Origin of the sequence: Thermus scotoductus DSM 8553 (assembly GCF_000381045.1) — a bacterium.
Lineage (GTDB): Bacteria > Deinococcota > Deinococci > Deinococcales > Thermaceae > Thermus > Thermus scotoductus.
Genome location: NZ_KB905766.1, coordinates 1 through 12,990, shown reverse-complemented (window position 1 = coordinate 12,990; position 12,990 = coordinate 1). Strand labels below are relative to the sequence as shown.

The window sequence follows — 12,990 nt, the reverse complement described above, 5'->3', positions numbered from 1 at the left end:
GGCGTAGTAGGTGAGGATCCCCTGGGCCCCGGCCCGCCTTAGGGCGTAAAGGCTTTCCAGAACCGCCCTCCTTTCGTCCAGCCAGCCCCTTTGGCTTGCCGCCTTCAGCATGGCGTACTCCCCGGATACCTGGTAGGCGAAAAGGGGCTTGGAAAACCGCCCCTTAAGGGCGAAGAGCACGTCCAGGTAGGGAAGGGCAGGTTTGACCATAAGCATGTCGGCCCCCTCGAGGTCATCCAGGCTGGCCTCCCGCAAGGCATCCCAGAAGCCGGCCTTCGGGTCCATCTGGTAGCCCGTACGGTCCCCGAACTGGGGGGCGCTCCCTGCCGCCTCCCGGAAGGGGCCGTAGAAGGCGGAGGCTTACTTCACCGCATAGGAAAGGATGGGCACGTGGGCAAACCCCCCCTGGTCCAAGGCCTCCCGGATGGCCTTGACCTGCCCGTCCATCATGGCGCTGGGGGCCACCACATCCGCCCCCGCCTGGGCCTGGGAAAGGGCGGTCTTGGCCAAAAGCTCCAGGGTGGCGTCGTTATCCACGTAAAACCCCAAGGGGCCTTCCCGCACCACCCCGCAGTGGCCGTGGTCCGTGTACTCGCAAAGGCAGGTGTCGGCCATGACGAGAAGCTCGGGAAACTCCCGCTTCAGAAGGCGGATGGCCCGCTGGACGATCCCCTCCTCCGCATAGGCCCCATGCCCCAGGGAATCCTTTGCTTCCTCGGGCAGGACCCCGAAGAGGATAACCCCTCCCAGGCCCAACCTAAGAACCTCCTCGCCCAGGCGGGGAAGGTGGGCGAGGGGGTAGCGGAAAACCCCCGGCATGGAGGCAACCTCCTCCGGCTCCCCTCCCTCCTTCACGAAAACCGGCAGGACCAGGTGCCTTGGGCTAAGCTCCACCTCCGCCACCAAGGGCCTTAAAAGGGGCGAACGCAGCCTTCTTGGGCGCTCCATGACTTCCACTATACTCAGGGAGGAGGGAGCATGAACCTGCAGAAGCTCTTGAAGGAAGCGCAGAAAGCCCAGAAGAAAGCCGCCGAGATCCAGGAGCGGCTGGAAACCATGACCGTGGTGGGCACGGCCCAGGGCCTGGTGGAGGTGGAGGCCAACGGCCACGGCAAGATCCTGGCGGTCCGCCTGAAGCCCGAGGTGCTCAAGAACTTCCAGGAGGACCTCGAGGGCCTGGAAGACCTCCTCCTGGTGGCCATCCAGGACGCCCAGAGGAAGGCCCACGAGCTTTCGGAGAAGGAAATGGCCCGGGAGCTTGGCGGCGTGGGGCAGATGCTGGGCAAGCTCTTCTAGGATGAGGTACCCCGAAAGCCTCCTCAAGCTGGCCCGCGCCCTCTCCCGCCTGCCTGGGATCGGCCCCAAGACCGCCCAGAAGCTTTCCCTTCACCTGGCCTTCCACCGGGAGGAGGCCGAGGAGCTGGAAAGGGCCCTGGCGGGCCTCGAGGCCCTGGGCGTCTGCCGGGTCTGCGGCAACCTGGCGGAGGGGGAGCTTTGCCCCATCTGCCAGGACGAAACGCGGGACCGGTCGGTGATCGCCGTGGTGGAAACGGTCTCCGACCTGTACGCCCTGGAACGGAGCGGGGAGTTCCACGGGCTTTACCACGTACTGGGTGGAGCCTTGAACCCTCTGGAAGGAGTGGGTCCAAGGGAGCTCAACCTGGAAGGCCTCTGGGCCAGGCTTTCCGGGGTGGAGGAGGTGGTCCTGGCCACCTCCATGACCGTGGAGGGGGAGGCCACCGCCCTCTTCCTGGCGGAGGAGCTCAAGCGCCGGGGGATCAGGGCCAGCCGCCTGGCCTACGGCCTCCCCGTGGGGGGAAGCCTGGAGTACGTGGACGAGGTAACCTTAGGCCGGGCCCTGGAGGGGAGGAAACCCCTTTAGGCCCTGGGGAAAGGGCATGGAGGAGCTTCTGCAACACCTCCTGGACCAGGTGGAGGGGGCCTTTGCCGCCGCCATCGGCACCCTGGACGGGCTCCTGGTAGAAGGAGCCAGGCGCAGGCGGGTGGACCTCGAGGCGGCCGTGGCAGAGCACGCCGCCCTTTTGCGCCAGGCCAAGGCTGCCTACGCCGGAAGCCTGGGCACCCCCCGGGTGCACGAGCTTTTGGTGGGGGGGCACCCCGTGGTAGGCTATGTCCACGTGGTGCGTAGGGCAGGCCCACGACCCCAGGGACCCGTGCCTCGAGGCAAGGGACACGAGGATCTTTTCCTCCTTCTCCTCATGGCACCGGAAGCCAACCTGGGCCAGGCGCGCCTGCAAACAGCCAAGGCCGTGGAAAAGCTGGCGGAGGTGGCGGGATGGCTTACCTAGAGAGCCTGGCCCCCTTTGGCGTCAAGCGGGCGGTGCTCACGGGCCTGGACGGCCTGGTCATCGAGGCCCTGGGCCGGGGCAACCCCCCGGCGGAGGTCCTGGCGGCGGAGCTGGCCTCCCTGGTGCGGCACATGACCCCCCTGGCGGAAGCCCTCTCCGGGGAGGTGCGCCGCTTCACCCTGGCCACGGAAAACCACGAGATCCTGGCCCTAAGGGTGGGGGAGTACGTCCTGGGGGCGGTCATCGAGCGGGGCATGGACCGCAAGGCCGTGGGCCAGGAGTTAACCCGCATCGCCCTAAAGGTGCAGAACCTCTGACGGTTAAGGAGGCATGGTGGAGCAAGCCCTACAGGAACTCAAGGCCACCAAGGGGGTACGGGTGGCCGCCCTCCTCAGCGAGGACGGGTTCGTGGTGGAAGAGGCCCGGGAAGCGGATGCCCCGGAGGCCAGCCTTCTTTCCGCCCGGGCGGCCACGGTGCTGGGGACCGCCAAGGCCCTGGCCCAGACCCTGGGCCAGGAAGGGGTGGAGGAGGTCATGGTAGAGTACCCCGAGGGGGCCCTGCTTTTGGTGCCCCTTCCCGGCTATCACCTGCTCCTTCTCCTGGACAGCGTGAGAAGCCTGGGGCGGGTACGCCTAGCCTTGAAAAGGGCCGTACCCAAGTTGGAGGAGGCGCTTAGATGAGCGAGCTAAAGCTGGACATCCAAATCGACAAGGACGTGGCCCTGGGTCGGTACACTAACCTGGCCCTCATCGCCCACACCAAGAACGAGTTCATCCTGGACTTCGCCCTGTTGCAACCCCAGGGCGGGGCCATGGTGGTCAGCCGGGTGATCACGAGCCCCCAGCACGCCAAGGCCCTTCTCCGGAGCCTGGCGGAAAACGTGGCCCGGTACGAGGAAACCTTCGGCCCCATTCCCGAGCCGGTGGCGGAAAGCCAGGCCTAAAGGAATGCCACGGGTCCCCGCCCTGGCACAAGCCAGGGCGGGGTAGCCCTAGAGGTTTTCCCGCCACCAGTCCAAGTAGGCCTTGAGCCGGGCGATCCTGCGGTCTGGCCTTCCGGAGCGGGAAAGCTCGTGCCCTTCCTCGGGGACGCGGAAAAAGCGGGCCTTCACCCCCAGGTGAAGGAGGGCGGTGTACCAGGTTTCCCCCTGGTCTATGGGGCAACGGTGGTCCTGCTCGGAATGGACCACCAGGGTGGGCGTCCGCACCTGGTGGACATAGCGCAAGGGGCTTTTCTCCCAAAGCACTTCCGCCCTCTCCCAGGGCCTAGCCATAAGCTCCATGAAGGTGAAGCGGGGGCCGATGTCGCTGGCCCCGAAGAAGCTGAACCAGTTGGCGATGCTCCGGTCGGTGACCGCCGCCTTGAAGCGACCAGGGTGGCGGGCGGTGAGCCAGTTCACCATATAGCCCCCGTAGCTTCCCCCCGCCACCCCCACACGGCCAGGATCCAGGGGGAAGCGGGCCAGAACGTGGTCCAAGAAGCCCAGGAGGTCCCGCTCGTCCCGCTCCCCCCATTCCCCCTGGAGCAGGGCGAAGTCCTGGCCGTAGCCGGTGGACCCCCTTGGATTGGCGAAGGCCACCGCATACCCCGCCTGGCGGAAGAGCTGGAGCTCCAGCATGGGTGCCCGCCCGAAGGCGGTGTGGGGCCCCCCGTGAATGTACAGGATGACCGGGTGGGGTCCTTGCCCTTCCGGAAGCAGGACCCACCCCGGCACCCGGTGCCCTTCCGGGCTCGGCCACTCGGTGTAGATGGGCTCGGCCAGGGGTAGGGAAACCCCCTCGTTGGGGTCGTAGACCCCCAGGGGACCCCAAAGCCGGGCCGGATGGGTAAAGTCCTCGGTGAGGAGGAAGAGGCCTCGCTCCGTGTGGGTAAAGGAGAGGACGCTCCCCTCCACGCCCAGGGCCTCGGCCTCCCCCTCGAGGCCCACCCGGTAAAGCCTTCCTGTCCCCTCCTCCGTGCGCACGATATAGACCCCATTTCCGGCCCACCTGGGCCCCTGGGTATGGGCCCCGTGGCGGAGATCGGAGTTGATGGAGTTCTGCAGGCTACCCTCAAAGAGAACCCGAACCTCCCCGCCATGCAGGTGGTAAAGCCGGGCTTCCGTGCCCCCTCCCCGCTCAAAGGCGTGGCCCAGGAAGAAAAGCCCTTCCGGACTCCACTCCAGGGCAAAGATGGGGCCAAAGCCCCCGTAGACCTTTTGCAACCTGCCTTCCTTAAGCAGGTAGAGGGTATCCCGCCACTCCGCCTGCGCCCCCTTATCCTCGGCCATCACCAGGTAGAGCCCTTCGGGGGAAGGCACCATGTCCCTGGGGGCGGGGTAGCGGTCCAGAAGAAGTTTCTTCTGGCCCCCCTCGAGGGCATAAAGGGCCACATTCCCCTCGGGCAGGAGGCCCCGGCCGTCGAACTTGAAGGGCCACCCCTCGTACACGCGGGGGCTACCCGGCTTGGGAGCCTCCTTCAGGGCCAGGAAAACCACCTCCCCTTCAGGGCCCAGGGCGTAGTCCAAGACCCCCGGGGTTTCCGTAAGCCTCTCCGCCTCCCCACCCCTTAGGTCCAGGCGGAAGAGCTCCTGGACTTCGCCTACCTTCCGCAGGAAGTAGACGTAAGGATGAGCATAGCGGGGCTTTTTGGCTTCCTCCTGGGTGAGCAAGCGCAAGGCGCCGTCAAAAAGAGCCAGCCTCGAGCGGTACCGGGGCGGGTCCTCCTCCTGGATATCGGTCAGCAGGAAAAGGGGGAAGCCATCGGGGCCAGGGGTGAGGTCCGACAGGAAGCGGAGCTTGAAAAGGATTTCCGGTTCCATGCCTCTATAATACTGACCGGTCATTCGCCTGCCCCCAGGTCCGCCTTTCCGGTAAGCTGGGCGCCATGGACCGGGATGAGCTGGTGCGCTACCTGGACACGTACCTGCGCTTGAAGGACTTCCCTCAGGACCTTTCCTTAAACGGCCTGCAGGTGGAGGGAAAGAAGGAGGTGCGCAAGGTGGGGGCGGCGGTGGATGCCGCCGAGGCCATCTTCCAGAAGGCCCTCGAGGAGGGGGTGGACTTCCTCCTGGTCCACCACGGGCTTTTCTGGGGCAAACCCTTTCCCATCGTGGGCCACCACAAGCGCCGCCTGGAACTCCTCTTCCAAGGGGGCATCAACCTCTACGCCGCCCACCTTCCCCTGGACGCCCACCCCGAGGTGGGCAACAACCACGAGCTGGCCCGGGCCCTGGGCCTGGTGGAGCTGGAGCCCTTCGACGTGGGGGTGAAGGGGCGCTTTCCCCTTCCCACTCCCTTGGTCCAGGTGGCGGACATGCTGGGCCAGCTCACCGGGATGCAGCCCCTGGTCCACCAAGGGGGCAAAGGCCTGGTGGAAACGGTGACCATCGTATCCGGCGGGGCGGCGAGCCTCATCGGCCAGGTGGACACGGACCTCTTCATCACCGGGGAACCCAAGCATAGCGTCTTCCACGAAACCTTTGAGCGGGGCCTAAACGTCATCTACGCCGGCCACTACGACACCGAGGTCTTCGGGGTCAAGGCCCTGACCCGGCACCTGGAGGCCCGCTTCGGCCTGCCCTGGGTCTTCCTGGACCATCCCACGGGGCTATGAAGGGCTTCTTCCTCACCCTCGAGGGCTTGGACGGATCGGGCAAAACCACCCAGGCCCGGCTCCTGGCCCAGTTCCTGGAGGAAAAGGGGATAAAAGTGCGCCTGACCCGAGAGCCCGGCGGGGGGCTTCCGGGAGTGCGGGACCTCCTTTTAAAGGGAGAAGCCCTTTCCCCGGAAGCCGAGTACCTCCTCTTCAGCGCCGACCGGGCGGAGCACGTGCGCAAGGTGATCTTTCCCGCCCTGGAGGAGGGCTTTTGGGTCATCTCCGACCGCTACCTGGACTCCAGCCTGGCCTACCAGGGTTATGGCCAAGGCCTTCCCCTTCCCTGGCTTAAGGAGGTGGCCAAGGAGGCCACCCTGGGCTTGAAACCCCACCTCACCTTCCTCCTGGACCTATCCCCGGAGGAAGCCCTTAAGCGGGTATCGGCCCCGGACCGCCTGGAAAGGATGGGGCTCCCCTTCTTCCAGCGGGTACGCCAAGGCTACCTAAAGCTGGCGGCGGCGGAACCCGAGCGCTTCAGGGTGCTGGACGCCACCCGTCCTGTGGGGGAAGTCCAGGCCGCCATCCGCTTTGGCATCCTTCCCCTTCTGCCATAATGACCCTATGCTCTTTTTCCCTCCGGCCCGGTGGCGTGGCCTTAGGATAGCCCTATGGCTTGCCCTGGGGCTTTGGGCCTTAGGCCAGGGCCTTTCCTTTCCCAAAAGCACCCTCTTCGTGGAGCAAGGAGGCAAGCGCTACCTCCTGAGGGTGGAGGTGGCGGACACCTCCGAGCGCCAGGCCCAGGGCCTCATGTTCCGCAAAACCCTGGGGGAGGATGAGGGTATGGTCTTCCTCTTCCCCACCCCCACGGCCGGAGGCTTCTGGATGAAGAACACCCTCATCCCCCTTTCCATCGCCTTCTTTGACCGTCAGGGGCAGATCCTCCGCATTCTGGACATGGAGCCCTGCCGCAAAGACCCCTGCCCTGTGTACTACCCTGGGGTGGTGTACCAAGGAGCCCTCGAGGTGAACCAAGGCTGGTTCCAAAGGCGGGGCCTCACCCCCGGAGCCAGGGTGGGGGGTGAGGCCCTGAAGCTCTGGCCCAAGTAAGGTGGAACGAAACCCCTTCTTCCCCCTGGTGGCCTTTGCCCTGCTGATCGCCCTTTCCGTCTTTTCCTTCATGGGCTACCTGCTCGCCGCCAGGAGGCTGCAAACTCCCCCTCCACCCCAAAAGGTGGTGGTGGAAACCGCCCATGGCCAAAGGGTGCTCCAGGCCCGTTTAGCCCGCACCCCGGAGGCCTGGAGCCGGGGCCTGGGGGTGCGGAAGGAGGAGCTCGAGGCCCTCCTTTACCTGTTCCCCGAAGCCACCGACGTCCCCTTCAGCGCCCAGGGCTACCGCTTCCCGGTGGTGCTGGCCTTTCTGGACGCCAAAGGCCGGGTGCTCAAGGTGGCCAGGCTCCAGCCTGGGGAAACCTACGCCCCAGGCCTCGCCTACCGGGGGGTGCTGGAGGTGCGGGAGGGCCTTCTGGAAATCGCCCCTGGGGACCGTGTGAGGCCTTAAGCCTGCCCGGAACCCACCCTAGCGCCCCTGGGGGGTCTGTTGCATCCCCCTGAGGTCCAGGAGAAGGTTCCCCGTGCTGGGGACAAAAATGGTCTGCACCCCAGGAGCCAGCTTCTCGGCGAAGGTGAGCTGGACCACCTGGGGGGCGTCTTTCAAAGCCCGGCCCCTGAGTTCTATGGCCTTGGCCTCCCCTTCCGCCCGCAAAATGGCCGCATCCCGTTCCCCCTGGGCCCCAATGACTCGACGCTGGGCAGCACCATACCTTCGTCTAGGGGTAAAGAGGAGCCCCACCCCCAGCAGGACCAGCGCCAGCACCGCTAGATTGAGCATGAAAAGAGTATAAGGCCCGAAGCTAGAGCTTCGGGCCTGGACGCACCAGGGCTACTCCTCCTTCTTGCCCTCCGAGCTTTCCGACTTGGAGCCGGAGTCCTTCTTAGCGTAGTCCTTCACGTGCCAGCCCGAGCCCTTGAAGATGATGGCAGGAGGGGTGATGACCCGCTTCAAGGGCTCGCCGGTTTCCGGGTGCGCCTTGAGAGGCTCGTCGTGGAAGCCCTGTTCAAACTCGTAATAGTTCCCCGTCTCCAGGCCCTTGTAGACGTAGACCGGCATACCTACCCTCCTGTCCGGCCATTTTGACACTCGGCTACCTTGAGTGTCAAGGGGGTGGAGTGGTACCCTCCCCCCGTGGACAAGCCCAGCCTACGCCGCCACTGCCTCCGCCTCTGGCGGACCCTGGACCGAAGGCGCCTTTCCGAGCAGGTGGTGGAGGTTCTGGTGCCCTGGCTTAAGGCCAGGGGCTTCCGGGCCATCCTCCTTTACCATCCCCTGCCCCACGAGCTGGACCTCCTTTCCCTCACCCGGCTTTACCCTGCCCGCTACTACCTGCCCAAGGTGGCCGGCACGGGGCTTACGGTTCACCCCTTAGGCCCCCTGGTCCCCGGACCCTTCGGCCTCCTGGAACCCACCACCCAGGCGATGGACCCCCAGGTTCTGGACCTAGTGGTGGTCCCCGGGTTGGCCTTTGATGAGGAGGGCTACCGCCTGGGGCACGGCAAGGGGTATTATGACCGTTTCCTGGCCACGGTCCGGGCCGAGAAGCTTGGGGTCATCCCCAAGGCCCTGCTGTTTCCCCGCCTTCCCCGGGATCCCTGGGACGTGCCGGTAAGCTCCTTGGCCACCGAGGAGGGGGTGCATCCGGTCAAATGACCCGTGGGTCAGGCCCGAGGGTACTACACTTAGGCCCATGCGGGGAGCCCTTTTGGATCGGGACGGGGTTCTGATCCTCTTGAACGAGGAAGCCCTTTACAAGAAGGCCCTGGAGCTTTCCATCCACGGGGCTGGCCTGGAAAAGACCCTGGCGGTTCTGGCCCGGGCGGTGCGGGAGATCAACGAGGTGGTGCGCACCCTTCAGGTGCGCACCCTCGAGGAGGAAGCCACCTTTTGGAACACCTTGGCCCAAAAGGTGGCCGAGGAGCTTGGGCTTTCCGGCCCCGGGAAAACCTCCTTATCCAAGGAGCTCCACTCCTGGCGCTACTACCACTTCATGCGCAAAGCCCCTGGGGCGGAAGCCCTCCTGCGGAGCCTCAAAGAACAGGGGCTTAAGGTGGGCGTGCTCTCCAACACCTTGCCAAGCCTACGGGAAAGCCTGGCCTACCACGGCCTGGATGCCTACGTGGATGGCTTCTTTGCCTCCTGCACCCTGGGGGTGGCCAAGCCTGACCCCAGGGCGTTCCAGATGGCCCTCGAGGCCCTGGGTCTGGCTCCGGAGGAAACCCTTTACCTGGACGACGATCCGGAGAACGTGGAAGTAGCCTCAAACCTGGGGCTCAAAGCCTCGGTATATCTCGCTACAATTCCGGACTCTTCAAGATAAACACATCCATGAAGGAAGAGCTCGTCACAGCACGGGAAGCTCAGCCACGGTCAGCACTTCCAAAGCAGGCGTACCCTGGCGGAAGGCGGCGATCCGTCCCACCACCCGCCCCCCTGCCCGGAGCACCATCCTCTCCATGGCCTTCATGGTTTCCCCGCTGGAAACCACATCGGATATCAGGGTCACCTTCTGGTTAAGAAGCTTCTCGGCGAAACGCCGGTCCAGCCAGAGCACCTCCCCCACCCCCAGGGTCAGGGTCTGCACCTCCTGGATGATGGGATCCTCCATGTAGGGGCGGCGCCGCCTTCTTGCCACCACGTAGGGTAGGCCCATCTCCTCCGCAAGGACGTGGGTGAGGGGAATCGGGCTCGTTTCCGTGGTGAAGAGTACCTCGGTACCCGCGGGCACCAAGGGCTTTAGGGCCTGGGCCGCCGCCCGCACCAGCTCGGGGTCCCCCAAAAACTCCACCAGGGGGATCCGCCGTCCTGGGAGGGGCTCTATGAGGGGCACGTGGCGGGTGACGCCGCCGATGGTGATGGGATAGGTTTCCATAAAAACCTCCTATTCCGGCTTAAAGAGGGGCAGGTGGCCTAAAGCGATGACATCCTGGCGGGGCGTGCCCTCGGTGAAGACCGCCAGCACCGCCACCACTTGCCCCCCCACGCTCTCAATGAGCTCCCGGAGGCCCGAAAGGGTGGAACCCGTGGACACCACATCGTCCACGATGGCCACCTTGTGCCCCCGGATGAGGGGGATATCCGCCCCATCCAGCACCAGAAGCTGGGGCTTGCCCGTGGTGATGGAGAGCACCTGGCGGCTCACAGGGTTGATCATGTAGGGCTTCTCCGTCTTCCGGGCCACCACATAGGGCTTCTTGGCAATCCGGGAAAGAGCATGGGCCAAGGGCACCGCCTTGACCTCAGGGGTGACCAGGGTTTCCACCTCAGGGGGTAAGCGCTTGGCCAGCTCCTCGGCGGCGGCCTCGGTGAGCTCGGTGTCCCCCAGAAGGTTTAAAAGGGCCACGGCCACATCCGGCCCCACCTGGACGATGGGAAGCTCGCGCCGAACCCCAGCGATCTCCACAGGGTAAGTCCTCACGCCGCTAGTATACTCAAGGTATGCTGAACGCCAAGATCGAGACCCTGGGCGTGGACCCCCAGAACGGGAGCGTGGTGGTCCTGCTCAGGACGGAGAACGACAAGCTTCTCCCCATCGTCATCGGTCCCCTCGAGGCCCACCACATCGTGGTGGCCTTGCAAGGCGAAAAACCCCCGCGCCCCCTTACCCCCGACCTCCTCCTCTCCGTGATGGAAATGCTCCAGGTTAAACTGAAGCGGGTGGAGATCATAGACCTCCGGGACGGCACCTTCTATGCCCGGCTCATCCTGGAACACCGGGGGATAGAGCTGGAGGTGGACGCAAGGCCCTCCGACGCCATGGCCCTGGCCCTTAGGGCCGGGGCCCCCATCCTGGTGGCCGAGGAGGTGGTGGAAAAAGCGGGGGTGGAGGAAGCCAGCCTAAAGCCCCACGGAGCCGCTGAGGCCTAGTGCGCAGGCTCCTTTTCCTCCTTCTTTTCCTTGGACTGGCCTTTGGCCAGCGGGTGGCGGTCATAGGGGATTGGGGGCAGGACACCCCGGGCCGGACCCAGGTGGCTAACCTGCTTCGGACCGAGCACGCCCGCAAGCCCCTGGCCGCCCTCCTCACCGCGGGGGATAACTTCTATCCTCGAGGCCAGGTGGTGGAGCGATACCTAAAGGAGCTTCCGCCCGTACCCCTCTACCCCGCCTTTGGCAACCACGATGCCCCCAACCTCGAGGGCCAGCTCAAGCGCTTCCAGCTGGAAAGACCCTATTACCCAGTGCGCCTGGGGACAATGGAGTTCTTCATCCTCTACACGGAAGGAGACCTAAAGGCCCAGCGGGAATGGCTGGCCCAAGCCCTTAGCCACTCGCAGGCACCCTGGCGGGTGGTGATCCTCCACCGCCCCCTTTACTCCTCGGGGCTACACGGGGGAAGCCCGAGCCTAAGGAGCCTCCTCGAGCCCCTTCTACGCCAGCACCGGGTACCCTTGGTCCTGGCGGGCCACGATCACCATTACGAGCGCCTTCAGGTGGGCTTCACCACCCACCTGGTGGTGGGCGGAGGGGGGGCCAACCTCTACCCCACCAAGCCCCCTTCCCCCTACACCCAGGCTCTGGCGGTAGCCCACCATGCCCTTTTCCTGGAGGCGGAAGGGGAAACCCTGGTGGGTTACGCCCTGGACCCTAGCGGCCAGGTGCTGGACCGCTTCGTCCTCAAGAAGAACTCCCCATGACGTGCACGTGCACGTGGAAGACCTCCTGCCCTCCCTTCTCCCCCACGTGCACCTGGACCTTATACCCCTCGAGGCCCAGGACCCGGGCTACCCGGTTTGCCGTGCGGAAAAGGGCCCCGAGCTTCCTCTCCCCCTCCTCCGTGTCGGGGTAGTCGGAAAGCTTCGCTATGTGTTCCTTGGGCACCACCAGCACGTGCACCGGGGCCTTGGGCCTTATGTCGTGGAAGGCCACGAAACCCTCATCCTCGTAGACTTTCCGGGAAGGAAGTTCCCCGGCGATGATGCGGCAGAACACGCACTCCATGGGAAAAAGTCTACCTTATGGGGAGTTCCAAGGGAAGCAAAGCCTCCTCCACCCTTTCCACCCGGCCCAAAAGGGTGTATCCCTCCGCTCCCTCCACCCGCGCCAAAACCGTATCCCCCGGCCGGGCAGAACCGGAAAGGCGGGCCTCGTAGTAGTCGGGGGTGTGGCCGAGGGCAAGGCCCCCCTGGATCCTCTCCACCAACACCTCCACCTGGCTTCCCAGCTTGGGCCTGATGCGCTCCTCCGCAAGACGCTGGGCCAAAGCGATGATCTCCTTGGTGCGCCGCTTGCGCACCTCCGGCGGCACCTGGGGCATGGAGGCCGCCCGGGTCTTGGGACGGGGGGTATAGGTGAAGGCGTGAACCCGGGTGGGCCTTAGCTCCTCCAGAAAGGTCAGGGTTTCCTGGTGCTCCTCCTCGGTTTCCGTGGGAAGCCCGGCGATGACATCCGTGGTGAGGGCAAAGCCAGGGATGAGCTCGTAGGCCCTCTGCACCAGGTTGCGGTAATAGGCCTTGTCGTAGCGGCGTCCCATGAGCCTTAGGAGGCGGTCCGAACCCGTCTGCAGGGAAAGGTGCAGGTGGGGCCTGACCCCCGGGGCATACCGGGCGATGACCCTAAGGAGGTCCTCCCCCGTGTCCTCGGGTTCGATGGAGGAAAGCCGCACCTTGGCCCCCAGGTGGTAGAGGTCCTCCACCAGGCCGGCAAGGCCCCTGGGATGGCCCCGGTAGCTTCCAAGCCGCACCCCCGTGAGCACGATCTCCTTTATGCCCATCCCTATGTACACGTCAAAACCTCCATAGGGCATAACCCCAAGGGACTTCCGCGCCTTCCTCCCCCTGCACCCCAGAGGGCAAGCGCCCAAAGGGTGAGCAGGTCCAGCCCCGCCCGGAAGAGGCTCTGTCCCAGCCTCCCGTGCTTCTTGGGCCTCACCGGACGCACCCGGTGCAGCACAAGCCCCGTCCGAAACGCCCACACGAAGGCCAGGCTCAAGGGGACCAAAAGCCGCGAAAGCCTCTCCCCCCGCGTCACGTGCGTGGCCTCCAGGTCAAATCCCC

The 12,990-nt window shown here is 65.3% G+C and carries 19 protein-coding genes and 4 pseudogenes; 14 read left to right on the top strand and 9 right to left on the bottom strand.

What is annotated here, in order from left to right:
- Positions 1-948 (bottom strand): annotated as a pseudogene (gene hemB / locus F604_RS12145) (porphobilinogen synthase); the annotation flags it as partial.
- A gap of 30 nt (positions 949-978) precedes the next feature.
- On the opposite strand from hemB, the gene F604_RS0110070 reads away from it, so the two are divergent.
- The 6 genes from F604_RS0110070 to F604_RS0110045 are packed head-to-tail and all read left to right on the top strand — an operon-like array spanning position 979 to position 3,253.
- Positions 979-1,296, top strand: coding sequence for a YbaB/EbfC family nucleoid-associated protein (locus tag F604_RS0110070; RefSeq protein ID WP_019551544.1), 318 nt, complete (start codon positions 979-981; stop codon positions 1,294-1,296).
- Position 1,297: 1 nt separating this feature from the next.
- The gene (gene recR / locus F604_RS0110065) at positions 1,298-1,882 is read left to right on the top strand and encodes a recombination mediator RecR (protein ID WP_019551543.1); all 585 of its coding nucleotides are present in this window, start codon (positions 1,298-1,300) and stop codon (positions 1,880-1,882) included.
- A gap of 16 nt (positions 1,883-1,898) precedes the next feature.
- Entirely contained in the window at positions 1,899-2,309 is a 411-nt protein-coding gene (locus F604_RS0110060) for a roadblock/LC7 domain-containing protein (protein WP_019551542.1), read from the top strand.
- A complete protein-coding gene (locus F604_RS0110055; RefSeq protein ID WP_015718002.1) occupies positions 2,297-2,626 on the top strand; it encodes a roadblock/LC7 domain-containing protein in 330 nt (109 codons plus the stop codon). Before F604_RS0110060 ends, F604_RS0110055 begins: the two co-directional genes overlap by 13 nt.
- A gap of 13 nt (positions 2,627-2,639) precedes the next feature.
- Positions 2,640-2,990 carry a roadblock/LC7 domain-containing protein gene (locus F604_RS0110050; RefSeq protein WP_019551541.1) on the top strand — a complete coding sequence of 117 codons (351 nt, stop codon included), beginning with the start codon at positions 2,640-2,642 and terminating at the stop codon, positions 2,988-2,990.
- Positions 2,987-3,253: a DUF3467 domain-containing protein gene (locus F604_RS0110045; RefSeq protein ID WP_015718004.1), complete on the top strand. Its 267-nt coding sequence runs from the start codon at positions 2,987-2,989 to the stop codon at positions 3,251-3,253. The genes F604_RS0110050 and F604_RS0110045 overlap by 4 nt, the downstream gene beginning before the upstream one ends.
- Positions 3,254-3,301: 48 nt before the next feature.
- Here F604_RS0110045 and F604_RS0110040 read toward each other — a convergent pair whose 3' ends face one another.
- Positions 3,302-5,110 (bottom strand): S9 family peptidase, encoded by a 1,809-nt coding sequence (locus F604_RS0110040; RefSeq protein WP_019551540.1) that lies wholly within the window; start codon positions 5,108-5,110, stop codon positions 3,302-3,304.
- Between the two features lie 65 nt (positions 5,111-5,175).
- Here F604_RS0110040 and F604_RS0110035 point away from each other — a divergent pair, with 65 nt between their 5' ends.
- Genes F604_RS0110035 through F604_RS0110020 form a run of 4 tightly spaced genes read left to right on the top strand, consistent with a single transcriptional unit; the run spans position 5,176 to position 7,444 of the window.
- On the top strand, positions 5,176-5,904 hold the full coding sequence (locus tag F604_RS0110035) for a Nif3-like dinuclear metal center hexameric protein (protein WP_019551539.1): 729 nt from the start codon (positions 5,176-5,178) through the stop codon (positions 5,902-5,904).
- Positions 5,901-6,500, top strand: a complete 600-nt coding sequence (gene tmk, locus F604_RS0110030; protein ID WP_019551538.1) for a dTMP kinase — start codon at positions 5,901-5,903, stop codon at positions 6,498-6,500. Before F604_RS0110035 ends, tmk begins: the two co-directional genes overlap by 4 nt.
- Before the next feature lie 7 nt (positions 6,501-6,507).
- The gene (locus F604_RS0110025) at positions 6,508-6,993 is read left to right on the top strand and encodes a DUF192 domain-containing protein (protein ID WP_019551537.1); all 486 of its coding nucleotides are present in this window, start codon (positions 6,508-6,510) and stop codon (positions 6,991-6,993) included.
- 1 nt (position 6,994) lies between these two features.
- A complete protein-coding gene (locus F604_RS0110020) occupies positions 6,995-7,444 on the top strand; it encodes a DUF192 domain-containing protein (protein WP_019551536.1) in 450 nt (149 codons plus the stop codon).
- A gap of 18 nt (positions 7,445-7,462) precedes the next feature.
- Here F604_RS0110020 and F604_RS0110015 read toward each other — a convergent pair.
- Positions 7,463-7,699, bottom strand: a pseudogene (locus F604_RS0110015) (prohibitin family protein); the annotation flags it as partial.
- 126 nt (positions 7,700-7,825) lie between these two features.
- Positions 7,826-8,053, bottom strand: a complete 228-nt coding sequence (locus F604_RS0110010; RefSeq protein WP_019551534.1) for an FmdB family zinc ribbon protein — start codon at positions 8,051-8,053, stop codon at positions 7,826-7,828.
- A 75-nt stretch (positions 8,054-8,128) separates the two neighbouring features.
- On the opposite strand from F604_RS0110010, the gene F604_RS0110005 reads away from it, so the two are divergent.
- Both F604_RS0110005 and F604_RS0110000 read left to right on the top strand, forming a co-directional pair.
- Positions 8,129-8,650: a 5-formyltetrahydrofolate cyclo-ligase gene (locus F604_RS0110005; RefSeq protein WP_172955618.1), complete on the top strand. Its 522-nt coding sequence runs from the start codon at positions 8,129-8,131 to the stop codon at positions 8,648-8,650.
- A gap of 37 nt (positions 8,651-8,687) precedes the next feature.
- Complete coding sequence (locus F604_RS0110000; protein WP_019551532.1) at positions 8,688-9,317, top strand: HAD family hydrolase; 630 nt, start codon at positions 8,688-8,690, stop codon at positions 9,315-9,317.
- Between the two features lie 24 nt (positions 9,318-9,341).
- On the opposite strand, the gene F604_RS0109995 is transcribed toward F604_RS0110000, so the two are convergent.
- On the bottom strand, positions 9,342-9,869 hold the full coding sequence (locus tag F604_RS0109995) for a type I phosphoribosyltransferase (RefSeq protein WP_015718014.1): 528 nt from the start codon (positions 9,867-9,869) through the stop codon (positions 9,342-9,344).
- 9 nt (positions 9,870-9,878) lie between these two features.
- Positions 9,879-10,415, bottom strand: a complete 537-nt coding sequence (locus F604_RS0109990) for a phosphoribosyltransferase family protein (RefSeq protein WP_026329118.1) — start codon at positions 10,413-10,415, stop codon at positions 9,879-9,881.
- Between the two features lie 20 nt (positions 10,416-10,435).
- Here F604_RS0109990 and F604_RS0109985 point away from each other — a divergent pair, with 20 nt between their 5' ends.
- Entirely contained in the window at positions 10,436-10,864 is a 429-nt protein-coding gene (locus F604_RS0109985) for a bifunctional nuclease family protein (protein WP_019551531.1), read from the top strand.
- Complete coding sequence (locus F604_RS0109980; RefSeq protein WP_019551530.1) at positions 10,864-11,631, top strand: metallophosphoesterase; 768 nt, start codon at positions 10,864-10,866, stop codon at positions 11,629-11,631. Before F604_RS0109985 ends, F604_RS0109980 begins: the two co-directional genes overlap by 1 nt.
- Here the strand turns inward: F604_RS0109980 and F604_RS0109975 are convergent.
- The 3 genes and pseudogenes from F604_RS0109975 to F604_RS12135 all read right to left on the bottom strand — a co-directional run.
- Positions 11,612-11,935: a histidine triad nucleotide-binding protein gene (locus F604_RS0109975; protein WP_015718018.1), complete on the bottom strand. Its 324-nt coding sequence runs from the start codon at positions 11,933-11,935 to the stop codon at positions 11,612-11,614. The two genes, F604_RS0109980 and F604_RS0109975, sit on opposite strands and share 20 nt — an antisense overlap.
- Before the next feature lie 10 nt (positions 11,936-11,945).
- A pseudogene (locus F604_RS12140) lies at positions 11,946-12,704 on the bottom strand (radical SAM protein); the annotation flags it as partial.
- A gap of 5 nt (positions 12,705-12,709) precedes the next feature.
- Positions 12,710-12,990, bottom strand: a pseudogene (locus tag F604_RS12135) (IS4 family transposase); the annotation flags it as partial.

Coding starts and splice junctions, on each gene's coding strand:
- F604_RS0110070 (WP_019551544.1), top strand. CDS start 979: ATGAACCTGCAGAAGCTCTTGAAGGAAGCGCAGAAAGCCCAGAAGAAA.
- recR (WP_019551543.1), top strand. CDS start 1,298: ATGAGGTACCCCGAAAGCCTCCTCAAGCTGGCCCGCGCCCTCTCCCGC.
- F604_RS0110060 (WP_019551542.1), top strand. CDS start 1,899: ATGGAGGAGCTTCTGCAACACCTCCTGGACCAGGTGGAGGGGGCCTTT.
- F604_RS0110055 (WP_015718002.1), top strand. CDS start 2,297: ATGGCTTACCTAGAGAGCCTGGCCCCCTTTGGCGTCAAGCGGGCGGTG.
- F604_RS0110050 (WP_019551541.1), top strand. CDS start 2,640: ATGGTGGAGCAAGCCCTACAGGAACTCAAGGCCACCAAGGGGGTACGG.
- F604_RS0110045 (WP_015718004.1), top strand. CDS start 2,987: ATGAGCGAGCTAAAGCTGGACATCCAAATCGACAAGGACGTGGCCCTG.
- F604_RS0110040 (WP_019551540.1), bottom strand. CDS start 5,110: ATGGAACCGGAAATCCTTTTCAAGCTCCGCTTCCTGTCGGACCTCACC.
- F604_RS0110035 (WP_019551539.1), top strand. CDS start 5,176: ATGGACCGGGATGAGCTGGTGCGCTACCTGGACACGTACCTGCGCTTG.
- tmk (WP_019551538.1), top strand. CDS start 5,901: ATGAAGGGCTTCTTCCTCACCCTCGAGGGCTTGGACGGATCGGGCAAA.
- F604_RS0110025 (WP_019551537.1), top strand. CDS start 6,508: ATGCTCTTTTTCCCTCCGGCCCGGTGGCGTGGCCTTAGGATAGCCCTA.
- F604_RS0110010 (WP_019551534.1), bottom strand. CDS start 8,053: ATGCCGGTCTACGTCTACAAGGGCCTGGAGACGGGGAACTATTACGAG.
- F604_RS0110000 (WP_019551532.1), top strand. CDS start 8,688: ATGCGGGGAGCCCTTTTGGATCGGGACGGGGTTCTGATCCTCTTGAAC.
- F604_RS0109995 (WP_015718014.1), bottom strand. CDS start 9,869: ATGGAAACCTATCCCATCACCATCGGCGGCGTCACCCGCCACGTGCCC.
- F604_RS0109985 (WP_019551531.1), top strand. CDS start 10,436: ATGCTGAACGCCAAGATCGAGACCCTGGGCGTGGACCCCCAGAACGGG.
- F604_RS0109975 (WP_015718018.1), bottom strand. CDS start 11,935: ATGGAGTGCGTGTTCTGCCGCATCATCGCCGGGGAACTTCCTTCCCGG.